The 19,602-nt window shown below is 53.1% G+C and carries 1 protein-coding gene; it reads left to right on the forward strand.

Going from position 1 to position 19,602, the window contains the following annotated elements; genetic code table 11:
* Window positions 1-6: 6 nt before the first annotated feature.
* A complete protein-coding gene (locus tag FGI41_RS25295) occupies window positions 7-19,491 on the forward strand; it encodes an SDR family NAD(P)-dependent oxidoreductase (protein WP_255298242.1) in 19,485 nt (6,494 codons plus the stop codon).
* Window positions 19,492-19,602 lie beyond the last annotated feature (111 nt).

The raw sequence follows: 19,602 nt of genomic DNA on the forward strand, positions 1-19,602 counted from the left end.
TGAACCATGCATACGAACGAATTGATTCGACAGATCAGTCACCAACAAGAACAAATCAATCAGCTCCTCTGCAAATTGTTATGGGGTCAGTTCCAGTCTATGGGCTGGGCTGATCTCCTGAGCAACAAGGGGCTGCGTGATTTATACCATAGATGGATGAAAGAAAGCATTGCGTTTTTAACGCGACATCAGTATATCAAGGCTGACGGTACGACCTATGTAGCCAACGCCAGCGTCGATCTCGATGAGGCATGGAGAGAGTGGGATCAGAAGAAAACCGCATGGCTGTCTGACGGTGCTACGAGAGCACAGGTGATTTTGGTGGAGGCAACACTTCGTGTGTTGCCTGACATCCTCACGGGAAAGACGCTCGCCACCGATATCATGTTTCCCAACTCTTCCATGGCTTTGGTAGAAGGAATCTATAAACACAACCCAGTCGCAGACTACTTCAATGAAGCGCTGGGCAACTCGGTCATCACCTATATCCAACAACGCCTGCAAAAAGACCCCGCTGCCCGCATCCGCATCATCGAGATCGGGGCAGGGACAGGGGGAACAAGTGCCGGCCTGTTCAAAAAGCTGAAGCCTTTTCAAAACCATATCCAAGAATATTGCTATACCGATCTTTCCAAAGCCTTTTTACTGCATGCCGAAGCTACATACGGTCCAGACAATCCATACTTGACCTATCAAATCTTCGATGTATCCGCACCACTGTCCAACCAGAACGTGGAGCCAGGCTCCTACGATATCGTCATCGCAGCCAACGTGTTGCATGCCACCAAAAATATCCGCCAAACCTTGCGCAATGCCAAAGCGGTGCTTAAGGGCAAGGGTTTGATTCTATTAAATGAGATTACAGCCAATTCTCTGTTTAACCATCTGACCTTTGGACTTTTGGAGGGGTGGTGGCTGTACGAGGATACAGCCCTACGAATCCCAGGTTGTCCAGGCTTATCACCTGCCAACTGGAAAAAAGTGCTGGAGATCGAGGGCTTCAAGTCGGTTTCCTTCCCAGCCCAAGTGGCGTCGGAGTGGGGACAGCAGATTATTATAGCGGAAAGTGACGGGGTCGTTATGCGGAACAACCGGTTTGAAGGATTCGCACAGAAAAAGCCGGGGAGTCTGCCACAGGCGCAGAAGACGCAAGCGGTACAGTCTGCCCAACCCGTTCAGGGAGCAGCCAGCCACTCTGCTGCTGTGTCCCATACAACCAAAATCGAGCAGCAAGCAACGGCCCGCCAGCCAATGTCTCGACCAACCACACAGAAGTCTAACGCTCCATCCACAAAACCGGCACGGAGCAGAAGCTTCGACCTGCCTGATCAGATGATCGAGGACTTCGTCCGGACATCCATCCGGGAAAATATCGGAGCCGCTTTGAAAATGGATGAGAGCAGAATTCAAAATGACCAAAGCTTCTCCGAATACGGTGTCGATTCCATCGTGGCGGTCAACCTGATCAATCTGATCAACCAATCTTTTCAGCTGACTCTGCAAACAACCGTTTTATTTGACTATAACAATGTAGATCAGCTGACGAAGCATATCTTCCAGACACATAAAAATGATCTGGTGACGCTACTTAGAAAAGATCAGCCGGAGATTGCAGAAGAAGAAACGTTTGAAGAAGCATTTGAAGAGCCAACAGCCGAAATACCGACAGCCCCAGTAGTTGAGGAGACCAATTCTGTTCAAACCAACTACGTTCAAACCAACTACGTTCAAACGTTCGCACCCTTGCCAAAAGCGGAGACTAGCGCACCAATTCTACAAGCGGATCATTTTCCGATCCAGGTTACGCCAGCAGCCACGCCAGCATCTATGTCAACAAAAGAACCAGTACAATCCCACCAAACCACCGAGACAGTCCAAGTACCACCACAGAAGGATTCCCACTACTACCGCGTGATCATAGAGCGACCAGGCGTGATTGATGACCTCCGTCTGATCCAATCCGCAGCTCCTGCGTTACAGGATGATGAAGTCCGCATCGCCGTCCGTGCGTTTGCCTTGAACTTCGGTGACCTGCTCAGTGTAAAAGGGCTGTACCCGACGATGCCGCCTTATCCATTTACTCCGGGTTTTGAGGCGAGCGGGGTAGTCATCGAGACAGGGCGTGCTGTCACGACTGTCCAAAAGGGAGATGCGGTCGTGTTCTGTGCAGGCGAGTCGATGGGGGCACAAGCTACCTTGATCACCTGCGCTGAAAAATACGTGTATCCCGTCTCCAAGGAATTATCGTTTGAAGAAGCGTGCTCACTGCCGACGGTTGCTGTCACGATGATCGATGCCTTCCACCGTGCCCAACTGAAAAAGGGCGAGCGCATCCTGATTCAGACGGCCACAGGCGGTACCGGACTGATCGCGGTACAGATGGCACAAGCGATCGGTGCGGAGATCTACGCGACAGCAGGCTCACAGCACAAGCTGGATTACCTCCGAGAGCTCGGCGTTCCACATACGATCAACTATCTCGAACATGATTTTGAGGCAGAGATCAAGCGGCTTACCAATGGAAAAGGCGTCGATGTCGTCATCAATACCTTGGCGGGTGACGCGATCCAAAAGGGGATGAATTGCTTAGCCCCTGGCGGCAGATACATCGAAATCGCCATGACCGCACTGAAATCAGCCAAAACGATCGATCTGTCCGTCCTCAATAACAACCAGACCTTCTACAGTGTCGATCTGCGTAAGCTTGGGTTTGCCAATCTACATAAATTAAGAGAATACCAGCAAGAGATGACACAGCTGGTAGATCAGGGTGTCATCCGCCCGACGATCAGCCAGATTTTCACGCTCGATCAGGTTAAGGAAGCCTATCAGTGTCTCGAAGACCGCGGCAATATCGGCAAGGTTGTCGTCAGCATCCCTGAGGCGTATCAGTACCAAGCGACTGCAACCAATCAAGTGAGCCAAGAAGCCAACCTTGCACAGCCAAGCTACGCATCCACACCGTTCGGACAAAAGGAGCCAATCGCTATCATCGGGATGAGCGGACGCTTCGCCAAATCGAAGAACGTACAAGAGCTGTGGGAGCATCTGGCTCAAGGGGACGATCTGATCGAGGAAGCCTCCAGATGGGATCTGTCGCAATACGAGCCAGAAGGAAAAACCTATTGCAAGCATGGCAGCTTCATCGATGATATCGATCAGTTCGACCCGCTCTTTTTCAATATTTCGGGGACGGAAGCTACCTACATGGACCCACAGCAGCGGATTTTCCTCGAAGAATCTTGGAAATCGCTGGAGAATGCGGGCTACGCAGGAGAGGCCGTCCAAGGAAGCAGATGCGGCGTATATGTCGGATGCAGTGCGCCTGATTACCAGCATCTGCTTGGCGACACACCTCCTGCCCAATCCTTCTGGGGCAATGCCAACTCCGTCATTCCTGCGCGGATCGCTTACTATCTCGATCTGCAAGGGCCGGCTATCGCAGTAGATACCGCATGCTCCAGTTCATTGGTGGCGGTTCATCTTGCCTGCCAAGGTCTGTGGAGCAACGAGACACAGATGGCACTCGCGGGCGGTATCTTCGTTCAATCCACTCCGAATTTTTATCTCGCATCGAACCGGGCGGGCATGCTTTCGCCGACAGGGCGGTGCTATACGTTTGATGATCGGGCAGACGGTTTTGTCCCAGGCGAAGGGGTGGGTGTCGTTGTCCTGAAGCGTCTCTCCGATGCGATTGCGGATGGCGATCATATCCATGGTGTGATCCGTGGAACGGCGGTCAACCAAGACGGCACGACCAACGGCATCACAGCGCCAAGCGCCAAGTCTCAGGAGCGGCTGGAGCTTGAGGTATACGATTCGTTCGGGATTCATCCCGAGCAGATTCAGATGATCGAAGCCCACGGAACAGGCACGAAGCTGGGCGATCCGATTGAATTCCAGGCGCTGACCAAGGCATTCCGTCATTACACCGATCAGAACGAATTCTGTGCAATCGGCTCGATCAAAACCAATATCGGGCATTCGGCAACCGCTGCGGGCGTGGCTGGAATCATCAAAATCCTGCTTTCGCTCCAGCATCAAAAAATCCCAGCATCGCTGCATTATCAAAACGGCAACCCGAATATTTCGTTCGATGGTAGCCCGTTTTACGTCAATACCACGACCAAGGATTGGGTTGTGAATCCAGGGACGAAGCGTGCAGCAGCAGTCAGCTCCTTTGGCTTCAGCGGTACGAATTCGCACATCGTCATCGAAGAAGCACCGCATGTACAGCGCAAGCATACGGTGAAGCCCGCTTACCTCATCACCCTGTCAGCCCGTACCCCTGAACAACTGAGAGAACAGGCTCTGCAGCTCGTCGAGTTCTGCGAGACAGGGGAGCAGATCGATTGCGGGAATATGAGCTATACCTTGCTGGTCGGGCGTAAGCATCTGAATTGCCGCCTCGCAACGGTCATCCGCAGTCAGAATGAGCTAGTTGCCTACCTGCGTAAATGGTTGGATAAGGGGAACGCAACACAGGTGTATGTGGCTGAGCTGAACAAAAATGAACAGCGCGAACAGGCTGCTCTGAAACGATATGGCAATGAATGCATTCAACATGCGGGCACAACCCAGGATGCAGGTGAGTATTACGAGTACCTAACTACTGTGGCCGATCTGTATGTCCAAGGCTATGGGTTGGAATATCAACAATTATTTTCCAAAGGACAGTACTCCCGGATGCCGCTTCCGACGTACCCATTTGCCAGAGAGCGTTATTGGGTTCCGAAGGTGGAAGCACAGCCTGCCGTTGGAGCAGACAGCACCCGTACCCGTGGCAACAACGATACGGACAAGGAATCAGCGAAGACGGCTGTCCTCCATCCGTTATTGCATCAAAATACATCGGATTTCGTGGAACAGCGGTATCGCTCGACTTTTACCGGGCAAGAGTTTTTCCTCGCTGATCATGTCGTGAACGGTCACAACATCCTGCCGGGCGTCGCCTATCTGGAGATGGTGCGGGCCGCAGTAACAGAGTCCGTACGTGGTGCGGCTCCGGTCAACATGGTACTTCAAAATATCGTGTGGGCAAGCCCAGTCCGTGTGGGCGATGCACCTGTTCACGTGCACACCAGTCTTGATCTGCATGAAAATGGCGAGATTCACTACATCGTCTACAGTGAACCAGAATCAGAAAGTCACGCGAAGCCACTCGTCCACAGCCGTGGCTTAGCCATAATGGTTCAACATGGGGAAGATTCGCTTCACCCGCAAACGCTTGACCTGTCTGCCCTGCAAGCACAGTGCAGCCGTGGAACGATTGATGCGGAGAAATGCTATGAAGCCTTCCAAAAGATGGGACTCGCGTATGGCCCATCTCATCAGGGAATAGAGAAGTTGTATCTCGGTCAGCAAGAGGTACTCGCAAAGCTCTCGCTCCCGTCTTGCATAGCCGCTACCGAAGAACAATACGTCCTGCATCCAAGCCTCATGGATTCCGCCTTGCAAGCGGCGGTCGGTCTGATGCTGGATGTAGACGGCGAGATGGTTGCGGGTAAGCCTGGAGTACCGTTCGCGCTCCAAGAGGTGGAGATTCTCCGTCCTTGCACATCTGACATGTGGGCATGGGTTCGCTACAGCCAAGAGAGCACAGCGCAAGACCAAGCAGCGATGTTGGATATTGACATATGCGACGCGCAGGGCAATCTCTGTGTATGCCTGAGAGGATTTACCACGAGAGGATTCGGTGGCGAGACAAGCCATACGGATTCTCAAGACGGCATGCTGTTGATGGAAGCGGATTGGAAGGAGCAAGCGATTGATCGTGCAGCTGTCACACCTGCCTATGCGCAACAGATCGTCATGACCGCTGGATGTGACGAAATGCTATGCCGCACGTTGACCAGCCAACTTCCAGATGCGAAATTCATCCGTCTGCATACGGATTCGAGCGTACACAGCAACCAAGCATCGTTTGGTGAAAGTACGGTCCGTGCTTTTGAAGAAATCCAGAACATCATTCTCCAGAAGCCAAAAGAGACCGTCCTGATCCAAGTCGTCATCCCGAATCACGGGGAACAGCAGCTTTTCTCAGCACTCACTGGCCTGTTACGAACCGCACAGCTTGAGAATCCGAAGCTGATTGGACAACTGATCGAAGTGGAGGCGGGAGAAGAGGCTGAGTCCATCGCCCGCCATCTGATCGAGAACAGCCGACAACCGATGGATACACATATCCGCTATCACGCGGGACGACGTTTCGTATCCGGCTGGAGCGAGGTGCAGTCACCGTCACAGGAAGACCGCCTTCCATGGAAGGACCAAGGCGTCTACCTCATTACAGGCGGCGCCGGAGGATTGGGCCTGATTTTTGCCAAGGAGATCGCCGATACATGCCAAAATCCACTCGTGATCCTCACAGGCCGAACCGCACTTGACCATGACAAAAAACGCAAGCTGAAAGATCTGCAAGCGTTGGGAGCACGTGTCGATTATCAACAGGTGGACGTCACGGACAAGCAAGCGGTCGAGCGCCTGATCCAGAGCATCACCGCACAGCACGGGCAACTCAACGGCATCATCCACAGTGCGGGTATCATCCACGACAACTTTATTCTGAAAAAGACCACGGACGAATGGCAAAACGTACTCGCCCCAAAGGTATCTGGTCTGCTCCATCTAGACGAAGCCACCAAGGATATCCAGCTTGACTTTTTCGTCCTGTTCTCTTCTGTTGCAGGAGAGTGGGGCAATCCGGGGCAGGCGGATTATGCTGTTGCCAATGCTTTTTTGGATGCGTATGCCACATACCGCAACGGGCTGGTGCAATCCGGTCAACGTCACGGACATACGATGTCAATCAACTGGCCGCTGTGGAAAGAGGGCGGCATGACGCTCAGCGCAGAGAACGAAAAGCGGATGAAGCAGACGATGGGAATGGTGGCCATAAGCACCGATAATGGCATCCGGGCCTTTTACCAAGGAGTAGCCGCGGGCAAGCATCGGATCATGGTCGTGCAAGGGAATGTGGAGCGGATGAAGCAGGTTTTGCTTACCACGAATGTGACAAGCTCAGCAGGGTCTGCCGAAAAAAAGCAAACTGCTCCTGCAGAGAATAAGCAACATGTGTCTGCCGAGACCAAGCAACCTGCTTCTGCTGAGACTAAACAACCTGTTTCGCTCGCCCAACCAACGACGACCCATCCAGCCACACCAGAGGCCCTTCTGGAAAAAGCAACTCAATACCTGATCAAGCTGCTCTCCACCGTCATCGGACTTCCAGCGGGCAAAATCGAAGCCAATGCCCCGATGGAAGCGTACGGCATCGACTCGATCATGGTGATGGAATTGACCGAACAGCTGGAAAAAACATTTGGCTCCCTGTCCAAAACCTTGTTTTTCGAATATCAAACCATTCGGGAGCTGACCGCTTATTTCGTTGAGGCACATCGGGAAAAGCTGACCGAGCTGCTCGGAATGGGTGAAAAGACAGAGGAGACCGTCGAAAGAGTTGACGAGCTTAGCGTCAGCGGGATGTCCCCCGTGACAGAGCAAGTTCAACCAATGGAGCGTATCCAGCCAGCACCAGCCTACTCCAGACTTCGCAAACATTCGCGTCCGGCACTCATCCAGCCAGTAACCGCGTCTAACGAATCGTCAACCCTAGTTCGAGGGCAAGCCGACACTTACAAAGCAGCCAACCAAGCTCAAGACCAATCCCACACCTCAGACATCGCCATCATCGGCCTGTCTGGTCGCTACCCAGGCGCGGCCAATGTCCACGAGTTCTGGAAAAACCTCCGTGCCGGTAAGGATTGCATCACCGAGATCCCCCAAGACCGCTGGGACCCAAGCCTGCATACCGAACTTAGCCAGAACACAACCGGAAAAAACTCCGGCAAATGGGGCGGCTTCCTCGACGGTGTAGATCAGTTCGACCCAAGGTTCTTCAACATCTCTCCACGCGAAGCAGAGATCATGGACCCGCAAGAACGGCTCTTTTTGCAAAGCGTCTATGAAGCAATCGAGGATGCGGGCTATACCCGTGAAGCCTTGGCCTCCTACCAGGGACAGGGAATGGATGGCAATGTCGGAGTGTATGTCGGCGTCATGTACGAAGAGTACCAGCTGTATGGCGCGCAGGCCCAAGCGTTGGGACAACCTGTCGCCGTAAGCGGCAGTCTCTCTTCGATTGCCAACCGGGTTTCCTATTACTTCAATCTCCACGGGCCGAGTGTCGCACTTGATACCATGTGCTCCTCATCCCTGACCGCCCTGCATTTTGCCTGCCACAGCCTGCAAAAAGGGGAATGTCAGCTTGCCATCGCAGGGGGAGTCAATGTCTCCATCCACCCGAATAAATACCTGATGCTCACACAAGGAAGCTTTTTATCAAGCAAAGGGCGTTGCGAAAGCTTCGGGCAAGGCGGTGACGGCTATGTGCCGGGTGAAGGCGTAGGCGCAGTCCTGCTCAAACCGCTGGAAAAAGCGATTGCAGACGGTGATCACATCTACGGAATCATCAAAGGAACCGCGATCAATCATGGCGGGAAGACCAATGGATACACCGTACCGAACCCGAATGCCCAAGCGGCCGTCATCAGACAGGCCTACAAAGAGGCGGGGATCGATCCACGGACGGTCAGCTATCTTGAAGCGCACGGTACAGGGACATCGTTGGGTGATCCGATTGAGATTGCCGGCTTGGCGAGAACCTTCAAGGAATTCACACAGGACCGACAATTCTGCGCAATCGGATCAGCCAAGTCCAACATCGGTCATTGCGAGAGTGCGGCAGGTATTGCAGGACTGACAAAAATTTTGCTCCAGCTAAAATACCAGCAGCTCGTACCTTCCCTGCATTCACAGGAGCTGAACCCGAACATCGATTTTGCCAGCACTCCATTTGTCGTCCAGCAGGAGCTGTCTGAATGGAGTCGCCCCGTGATTGAGCTCGACGGGAACAAGCAGGAGTACCCGAGACGGGCAGGGCTTTCTTCCTTCGGTGCAGGCGGTTCCAACGCACATGTCGTGATCGAAGAGTACATCCCAATCGGGCAAGATCAAGCCTCCACCCAGACTACACCAGCATCTCCGGCTGTGATCGTATTGTCCGCCAAACATGCTGACCGCTTAAAAGAACAGGCCCAGCGATTGCTGACAGCGCTTGACGAGCACTCCTTCACAGACGCCGACTTAGCCGATATCGCCTACACGCTGCAGATCGGACGCGAACCGATGGACGAACGCCTCGGTATAGTTGCCGGATCGATCAAGGAGCTTACGGACAAACTCACTGCCTTTGTAGAAGGACGCACTGGCATTGACGGTCTCTACCTGGGACAGATCAAACCGCACAAAGAAATGATTGCGGCCCTTACTATAGATGAAGAAATGCAAGAAACCATCGAAAAATGGATGCAACGCCAAAAATACTCCAAGCTGCTGGAACTGTGGGTCAAGGGACTCCAACTGGATTGGAACAAGCTGTACGGGGATGTGCAACCAAGACGGATCAGCTTGCCGACCTATCCATTTGCCAAGGAACGATATTGGATTCCAATGGCAGAGGGGGCACCTGCCAAAGCGGTTCCTTCCGAAGAAGCCTATGAGATCATGACATTCGAAGAAATCTGGCAGGAGCAGGGCTTGGACGCGAAGACATCTTCGCATACGGGTTTGAACACGGTCGTATGCTTCCTCTCTGATGGGGTTAACCAACAGACGATGGCAGAGACCCTGCAACAGCGTCAACCGGCAACCAAACTGATCTTTATCGCACAAGGCACGAACTTGTCCCAAGCATCCCGCGAAAACGTACACGAACCCGAACAGTACACGGTCTCCCGCACGAATCCAGATGATTACCGGGAAGCTTTTGCCCGGATCAAGAAGGATCACGGAGATGTAGATGCGATCCTTTACCTGTGGCCGTTGGAAGATGTGACAAGCATTCAGGATTATTCCGCGATTGTCCATGTGCTCCAAGCGATGTCCACCGAGAAGGTGAAGCCATCACGACTCATCCTCGCAGGTCAATATGAGGATGAGCTGGATCGTTGCTATCTGGAATCATGGATCGGCTTTGAGCGTTCCTTGGGACTGCTCCTTCCACATACTAAAGTGAATGTCATCTGCCAACAGGCAAAAGCATCGTCCCAAGAGTCCAGCATGACAGATTGGACGAACGTGCTCTGGACAGAACTCCAAGCTGATAACGCCCAAAGCGTCTTATACCAAGACGGAACGCGCTATGTCAGCCGAATTCAGCCGACGACGCTTACACCCACACACCAATCGCCAGCTACGACAGGCACACCGACACACCCATCAGCATCTGCGACAGGCACACCGTCGCTGCGGGCGGGAGGGACATACCTCATCACAGGCGGTTTGGGTGGACTTGGACTCGTATTCGCAACCCATTTTGCCACGGCTCAACGAGTAAATCTGATCCTGCTTGGCCGATCCCCATTGGATGAAGCCAGACGTAAGAGCATCCTAGCATTGGAAGCCCTCGGCAGCCAGATCATGTATGTACAGGCCGACATCTGCGATGCTGTTGCGATCAAGGAAGGTTTGCAACAGGCAAAAGCGCGTTTTGGACAGATCGACGGCGTCATTCACGCGGCCGGGTTGGAGAGCGACCGGACGGTTTTGGACAAAGCGTATCCCGAATTCCAGAAGGTGCTTGATCCGAAAATCGCTGGAACACTGATACTTGACCAAGCGCTTGCAGAAGTCCTGCCGGGCGCACCACTGGATTTCGTCTGCTACTTCTCCTCATCGTCGGCGATCATCGGTGATTTCGGTTCCTGCGACTATGCGGTTGCCAACCGTTTCCAGATGGCATATGCCCATTATCGCAACCAGTGCCAACAACAGCACACAGGCCAGACATTCGTGATCAACTGGCCGCTGTGGAAAGAGGGGGGCATGGGAGTCAGCGAGCAAGAGACAGCCCAGATGTACCTCAAATCCAGCGGACAGCGTTTCTTGGAAAAAGCTGAGGGAATCGCAATCTTTGAACAGATTCTCGCTCAATCGGCCACCCAGCATCTGGTGCTGACCGGACAGCGCTCGCGTGTAAACCGCTTTTTGGGACTCGACCGAGGGCTGGAGAGCGAGCGTAAAATACCGTCAACGCAAGCTCAAGAAACCGTACAAGTACACGCTCAATCGCCTAGGGAACATCAAAAGCCAGCACCAGCATCAGCTCCTCACGTATTGAATGTAAGCCCAACCCACTCCAGCAAAGGAAGACGCCCTGAAATGAAGGGACTTAGCATCGAGCAATGTCTGGAATGGGATCTAAAAGAGCTCACCGGTCAAATCCTCAAGATTTCCCGGGACGAGCTTGATCTGGATGAGAATCTGGCCGATTTTGGTTTTGACTCGGTGACCTTGACTGAATTTGCTGCATTGCTGACCAAGCATTATCAGATTGAGATTACGCCGGCCTTGTTCTTCAGTCACTCCACTCTGGAAAAGCTGGCTGCATACTTGAACGGTGAACATCAGGCTGCCATCCACGAATTTTACCGGGAAGAGCAAGCAGGACCAATCCGTGTATTAAAAGAACCGGTAGCAACGAACGAAATGATCGAAATGATCGAAATGAACGTTGCCCCGCAAGCCACCACCCCACAGCCAGCAGACGATCCAATCGCTATCATCGGGATGAGTGGACGTTTCCCGGAAGCGCGCAATGTGGACGAGATGTGGAGCATCCTCGCAGAAGGGCGGGAAGTGGTCAGGGAAGTTCCGCAAGAGCGTTTCTTTGGTCAACTGTCAGAGAGACCAGAGTGGAAATGCGGACTCGTTCCAGGCGTAAGTGAATTTGATCCGTTGTTCTTCGAGATCTCTCCATTAGAAGCAGAGAGTATCGATCCGAGGCAGAGACTTTTGCTTCAGGAAGCTTGGAATGCATTGGAGGATGCCGGATACGGAGCAAGGCAGATTCAGCAACACAAGATCGGCATGTACGTCGGTGTCGAAAACAACGAATACCTGCAGCTGGTCGGAAATAATGGCCCGATCACCTCGAATCATAATGCGATTCTCGCAGCGCGGTTGGCTTATTTCCTCAATCTGAGCGGCCCGAATATGGCAATCAACACAGCCTGCTCCTCTGGCTTAGTCGCGGTCCATCAGGCATGCATGAGCCTGCGCAACCGTGAATGCGATACGGCGGTTGCAGCGGGTGTGAACCTGATGCTCACACCACAGCCGTTTGCAGCCATGAGTCAAGCCGGGATGCTGTCTCCTGACGGCAGATGCTACTCGTTCGATCAACGCGCCAATGGTATGGTGCCAGGTGAAGCGGTGGCAGTGGTCGTCCTCAAGCGACTTTCCCAAGCTATTGCAGACGGAGACCCCATCCATGCCGTGATCCAAGCAAGCGGGATCAATTACGACGGCAAAACCAACGGAATCACCGCGCCAAGCGGGATCTCCCAAACCAATCTGATCAAAGAGGTCTACCAGCAATACCACGTCAACCCAGAAGAGATCGACTATATCGTCACCCACGGTACGGGAACGAGACTGGGCGACCCGGTCGAGGTCAATGCTCTCAACGATGCATTCCGTGGCTTTACGCAAAAACAAGCCTATTGTGCGATTACCTCGACCAAGACTAATTTTGGCCATACCTTGGCAGCATCCGGTGTCGTCAGCTTACTCAGTCTGGTACAGGCGATGCGCCACGAGACCATCCCGGCCAATCTGCATCTGGAACAAGAGAACGAATATATCCAATGGACAGCAAGTCCGTTCTATGTCAACAAAGCCAATAAGCCTTGGCCAGAGAGCGGAGGTAAGAGCCGTACCGGAGCGGTCAGTGCTTTTGGGATGAGCGGAACCAACGTTCATCTGGTGGTACAAAGCTACCAAGCCAATCAAGCAGCTGCGACGGCACAGCCAGCACCGTCCTACTTGCTCGCCCTGTCCGCCAAGACAGCCGAAGCCTTGCAGGAAAAAGCGAAGGATATGCTCGCAGCCCTGAAAAAGCAAGACCGAAGCTTGGCTGAGGTCAGTTATACCCTGTTGGAAGGACGCCAGCATTTCAAACACCGTCTCGCGCTGGTCGTCAAAGACCACGAGGATGCGATTCATCAGTTGCAACAAATCACGCAGGCAGAGGCAGGTACAACGGATCAATCCCGCACTCTGTTCCAAGGCACCGTTCCCCGCAAATTTAAGGTGGAAGAACGCTCCCAACAGCTTGCGCAACAGCTGCTGCAACGAAGCCGCAATCTGCTGGCTGATCCAACGACATACGAAGAAACACTCGCCGCCTTGGCTGACCTGTATTGCCAAGGGTATAACCTCCAATGGGACCTTTTGTTCGGAGATGATACGCCACGCCGGATCAGCTTGCCGACGTATCCGTTTGTAAGAAATCATTACTGGGTATCGACCGCTGAGAAGACATCCTCTACGGGTGGTACATCCACGGCTGGTGGGGGGATCACCACAGCAACAGTCGAAAAAACCGCCGTGCTCCATCCGCTTCTGCATGAGAACACCTCGACTCTGTCTCTGCAACGATTCCGTTCCACCTTCAGCGGACGAGAGTTTTTCCTCGCTGATCATATCGTAAAAGGGCAGAAAATCTTACCGGGAGTGGCTTATCTGGAGATGGCTCGCGAGGCCGTGAAGCACTCCGTTGGGGAGGAGCATCGAGCCGACACCACAATGCTGTTGCGAAACATCGTATGGGCAAGACCGCTCCAAGCAGAGGAGAAGCCTGTAGCGGTACAGATCGGACTTTATCCCGAAGACAACGGACAGATTCGATATGAAATCATCAGCGCTGACCAAGCGGGCACGAACGAGCCTGCCACCATGTACAGCCAGGGCAGCGTGGTACTGCGTCCGGCAGAAAAAGCCCCAAGCATTGATCTGACTGCCTTGCAGGCACAGGATAGCCAACAGACGCTGACCACAGGCGAATGCTATGAGATTTTTAACCAAATGGGGCTGGAATACGGCCCGGCGCTTCGAGGCATTGAGCTGCTGCATGTGGGACAAGGCCGGATTTTGGCGAAGCTGTCACTGCCATCCGTGATCGCGGATACCACAGATCAATATGCACTCCACCCGACGATGATGGATGCAGCCCTGCAGTCAGCGATTGGACTGGTTGTTGGTGCGAATGCCGCACTCGCAGGTGGCGAGATGCCGCTCAAGCCATATGTGCCATTTGCCTTAGAAGAGCTGGAAATCTTCGGTGATTGCAGGTCCACCATGTGGGCGCTGGTTCGTAACCAAGAAGGCAGCATCGTGGGCGGCAAGGTACAGAAGCTGGATGTGGATCTATGCGATGAGCAGGGAATGATCCGCGTACGGATGAGAGGATTTACGTCCAGACTGATGGACGGCGATATGGAGCCGACCCCAAAACGGGGCAACAAAGCGCTTGAAGCCAGCCAACCGGAGCAGGCTAAGGCTGCCGATCCTCATATCAACCGAATCGACCGAATCCCAGTTCCCGGGCAGATTCAGGAGCACCTGATCCAGACGGTTGCCCACCTGCTCAAGGTAGATCCGAGAGACGTAGATGTAGATATTGAGATGGTGGAATATGGAGCCGATCAGGTGATGCTGTCGGAATTAGCCCAGAGCATTCACAAGTCATACGGAACCCAGCTCCCAGTCACCCTGTTCGTGGAATATCCAACCATCCGCAGTGTAGTCGGCTATCTGGCGGGGGATGATCAGGCGGTTGCCGAGACAATCGAGACAATCGAGAACATTGAGAATATCGAGACAATCGACAACCATTTTGACCAGCCAACATCACCGCTCCATCCCGCATCTGAATCGATTGGAGCAGACCTGCTCCGTGAAAAAACCATCCAGTTCCTCATCAAACAGCTTTCTTCCGTATTGAAGGTTCCGGAGAATCTGATCGAAGCGGATGCTCCCATGGAACAGTATGGAATTGATTCCATCATGGTCACGCAATTGACCAACGAACTGGAAAAAACCTTTGGCTCTCTGTCCAAAACCTTATTCTTTGAATATCAAAACATTGCGGATCTGTCCGATTATTTCGTTGAGGAGTACCGGGAACAACTGATTGAATTGCTTGGACTTACACAGGAAATCAAACCGGTCCAGCCAATCGCAACCGAGCAGCCTGCACCTGTCAAAAAACCAGTGCCATCCGTGTCCATCAGCAGCAAACCAGCCCGATTTACAGCGACCGAATCCGTATCCTTAGCGAATCAGGCCACGGTAGCCCCACGCTCCTCCGATATCGCCATTATCGGGATCTCAGGACGCTATCCAGGCGCAGCCACTGTCCATGAGTTCTGGAAAAACCTGCGGAACGGCAAGGATTGTATCACGGAAATCCCGAAAGACCGTTGGGATCACAGCCAGTATTATGATGAACGAAAAGGCAAGCTTGGAAAGACCTACGGCAAGTGGGGAGGATTCATTGACGGAGTAGACCAGTTCGATCCGCTGTTCTTCAACATTACGCCACGGGAAGCAGAGATTATGGACCCGCAAGAGAGACTGTTCCTGCAAGCGGTCTATGAAACCTTGGAAGATGCTGGCTATACCCGTGAAGCGTTTGGGCCATACCGAGGGACTGGCATGGAGGGTAATGTCGGCGTGTATGTGGGGGTCATCAATGAGGAGTATCAGCTCTATGGTGCGCAGGCACAAGTGATGGGAACCCCATTTGCTTTGAGCGGTACACCGTCCTCGATTGCCAACCGCGTCTCTTATTTCTGCAATTTCCACGGGCCGAGCATGGCGATCGATACGATGTGTTCCTCTTCGTTGACGGCGATTCACCTCGCCTGCCAAAGCCTGATTCATAACGAATGTGAGATGGCCATCGCAGGTGGAGTCAATGTCACCGTCCATCCAAACAAATATCTGATGCTCGCCCAAGGCAGATACATGTCGAGCAAAGGGCGTTGTGAAAGCTTCGGAAAAGATGGCGACGGCTATGTACCGAGCGAAGGGGTGGGTGCTGTCCTGCTCAAGCCACTCGCACAAGCGATTGCCGATGGAGATCAGATCTACGGCGTGATCAAAGGAACCGCGATCAACCATGGCGGCAAAACCAACGGATACAGCGTTCCCAACCCGAATGCCCAAGGAAGTGCCATCGGACGGGCGATTAAAGAAGCGGGTATCCATCCGCGTACGATCAGTTATCTCGAAGCGCATGGCACGGGTACATCGCTCGGTGACCCAATAGAGATTGCGGGCTTGACCAAAACCTTCCGGGAGTATACGCAAGACAGACAATTCTGCGCGATTGGCTCAGCCAAGTCCAACATCGGGCATTGCGAAAGTGCCGCAGGGATTGCTTCGCTGACCAAGGTGCTGCTCCAGATGAAATACCGTCAACTTGTTCCATCACTTCATTCCAGCGTGTTGAATCCTAACATTGATTTCGCTCAGACACCTTTTGTCGTCCAACAGGATTTGGCAGAATGGAGACGACCTGTGATCGAAGTCGACGGAAAAGTAGAAGAGTGTCCAAGACGCGCGGGTATCTCATCCTTTGGTGCGGGCGGTTCCAACGCTCATATCGTGATCGAGGAATACATCCCGAACGATCAGCACGAACAAGCACATCACGTGATGATTTCCCCGGAAAACCCAGCCGTGATCCTGCTGTCTGCGCGTAATGAAGAGCGGCTGCGCGAACAAGCCCAGCGCTTATTGTCCGCGATCGCGGAGCAGCCGCTGACACAGTACGATCTGGCCGATATCGCCTACACGCTCCAGATCGGTCGGGAAGCCATGGACAGCCGACTTGCTCTCGTGGTCAGCTCCATCGACGAGCTGACAGCCAAGCTCAACGGCTACCTGAGCAATCAGTCCGGCATCGAAGACCTTTATCACGGGCAGTTAAAAGAACATAAAGAAACCTTGGCTATTTTTACAGCCGATGAAGAATTGCAGCTTGCCGTGAGTACATGGCTGCAACGCAGAAAATATTCCAAGCTCCTTGACTTGTGGGTAAAAGGACTGAATGTCGACTGGGGCAAGCTGTACACCGATACAGATGTGCTGCCGCGCCGAATCAGCCTGCCGACCTATCCGTTTGCCAAAGAGCGCTATTGGGTTCCACAGCTAGACCGGGCAATGGCTCCGATCAGCACGGCCGCAACCACCACCACAACAGGAACGACTCCTTACCTGCATCCACTGCTGCATGCCAATACCTCAGATTTCACTGGGCAGCGGTATCGCTCCACCTTCAGTGGCGACGAATTTTTCCTCCGAGACCATCTCGTACAGGGCCAAAAAGTCTTACCGGGCGTCACTTATCTGGAGATGGCACGGGCCGCAGTAGAACAGGCAGGACGAGCAGGCAAGACGGGAATCACGCTCACCGATATTGTATGGGCCACCCCGATCAGCGTTGGAGCAGAGCCAGTTGACGTCCATATCGGACTTTTCCCGGCAGAAAAAGGGGAAATCCGCTACGAAATCTATCGTTCACAGGAAGCGGACAAGTCTGAACCAATCATCTGCAGCAAAGGCAGAGCCATCCTAACGCCGAACCTTGCTGCCACGAGCCTTGATCTGACCGCTCTGCAATCTCAGTGCAGTCACGGAGTGCTTACCGCCAAGACATGCTATGAAGCTTTTGAGGCAATGGGCTTAGCGTACGGGCCAAGTCACAGAGGAATTGAAAAGCTCTATCTGGGACAAGGGCAGGTATTGGCGAAGCTCTCCTTACCGAAGGATGTGGCGGCGGGCAAAGAAGCGTATGTCCTGCATCCAAGCCTGATGGATTCAGCCTTGCAAGCCGCGGTCGGCCTGCATGCCGGGACTGATCTGATGACTTCTAATGACAGGGGCGTCAACCAGACAGCCGTTCCATTTGCCTTGCAAGAGCTCCAAATCCTGCGTTCTTGCACGTCTGACATGTGGGCGCTGATCCGATACAGCGAAGGAAGCTCTGCAGGTGACAAGGTGCAGAAGCTTACTATTGATGTAGCTGATCAGCAGGGGAACATCTGCATACGGATGAGAGGATTCACCTCCAGAATGCTGGAGAGTGCCAATCGTCCACGCCAGCCGGAAGCTCCACAGCCATCCTCTGAACCGATGATGCTGATCGAGCCTGTCTGGAAAGCACAAGCAGCAGACACCCAGCAGACCAGCTATACGAAGCATATCGTGATGCTGGCCCAGCCATATGGGGGGCATGCGGACACCATCACCCAGCAGATGAATGGAGTCACATGCACCCGCCTGCAATCCGATGAGCCAAGCATGGAACAACGATTCCGCACCTATGCCGCGCAAGCCTTTGAAACAGTCAAAGCGATCATCCTAGAGAAGCCAAAAGGCATGGTGCTCATCCAAATTGTGATCCTACATCACGACGAGACGCTTCTCTCAGCACTTGGCGGCCTACTCAAAACAGCCCGCTTAGAGAATCCGAAGCTGATTACTCAGCTCATCGAAGTGGGAACAGACGAAGACACGGCGGGAATCATTGAAAAACTGCGTGAAAACAGCCGAAGCCCGATGGACACCCACATTCGCTATCAGGCTGGGAGACGATTGGTAGCTGGCTGGAGCGAACAAAAAGGAACCCCGTCCAATCCGACGCTTCCGTGGAAAGACAACGGAATCTATCTGATTACGGGCGGAGCCGGCGGACTTGGTCTTCTTTTTGCCAAAGAAATTGCACAGCGGGTCAAGAACGCCACCCTGATTCTCACAGGCAGATCACCGCTGCAGCCTGACATCCAAGCCAAGCTGACCGAACTGCAAGCCTTGGGGGCGCACGCAGCTTATCAGAGCGTAGATGTCACCAATCAACAGTCTGTGGAGGACTTGGTTACAGCCATCAAGCAAGGGTATGGCGGTCTGACTGGGATTCTTCACAGCGCGGGTGTGATTTTAGATAATTACCTCATGAAAAAGAGTCGTGAGGAATGGGAGCGTGTCGTCGCACCAAAAGCATCGGGTGTGGTTCATCTCGACGAGGCCACGAAGGAGCTGCCACTTGATTTCTTTGTACTGTTCAGCTCGATTTCAGGCGGCTGGGGCAATCCAGGCCAGTCCGATTATGCCACGGCCAATGCTTTCCTCGATGCCTTTGCCCACTACCGTAACCGGTTAAGAGGTTCAGGCCAGCGCCATGGACACACCATCTCGATCAACTGGCCGCTGTGGAGAGAGGGTGGCATGCGGGTTGATCCAGAGATCGAGAAGATGATGATGAAAACCATGGGGATGAAGCCGCTCCAGACATCACTTGGTATTCTCGCCCTTTATCAGGCGATGGCCTCCAACAAGTCCCAAGTGTTGGTAATCGAGGGTGATCTCGCCCGTGTTCGTGCTACAATAGATTTGACTCCGATTGATATGACTGTAAGTGATATGATTACAAGCGAAAGATACGAAGCGGTTCCTTTTACGCCACACGCTGAACAAGCACCAACCGATGAGGAACAACGATATGCATCGATTATCGAAAAGATAGCCAAAGGTGAACTATCAAAAGAACAACTACTAGAGATGATGAGTCTCTCGCATCAGTAACTTACAACTTCCCAAGATCAGGCGGCGTCGGAACCAGCCGATGCCCCTGTGACAGGGGGAATGAACAACGAGAGAGTCTATCAGCAAAACTGGCAAGAGAAAGAGAGGGTA

It is taken from the genome of Brevibacillus dissolubilis (genome assembly GCF_006170445.1).
GTDB classification, from domain to species: Bacteria; Bacillota; Bacilli; order Brevibacillales; family Brevibacillaceae; genus Brevibacillus_B; species Brevibacillus_B dissolubilis.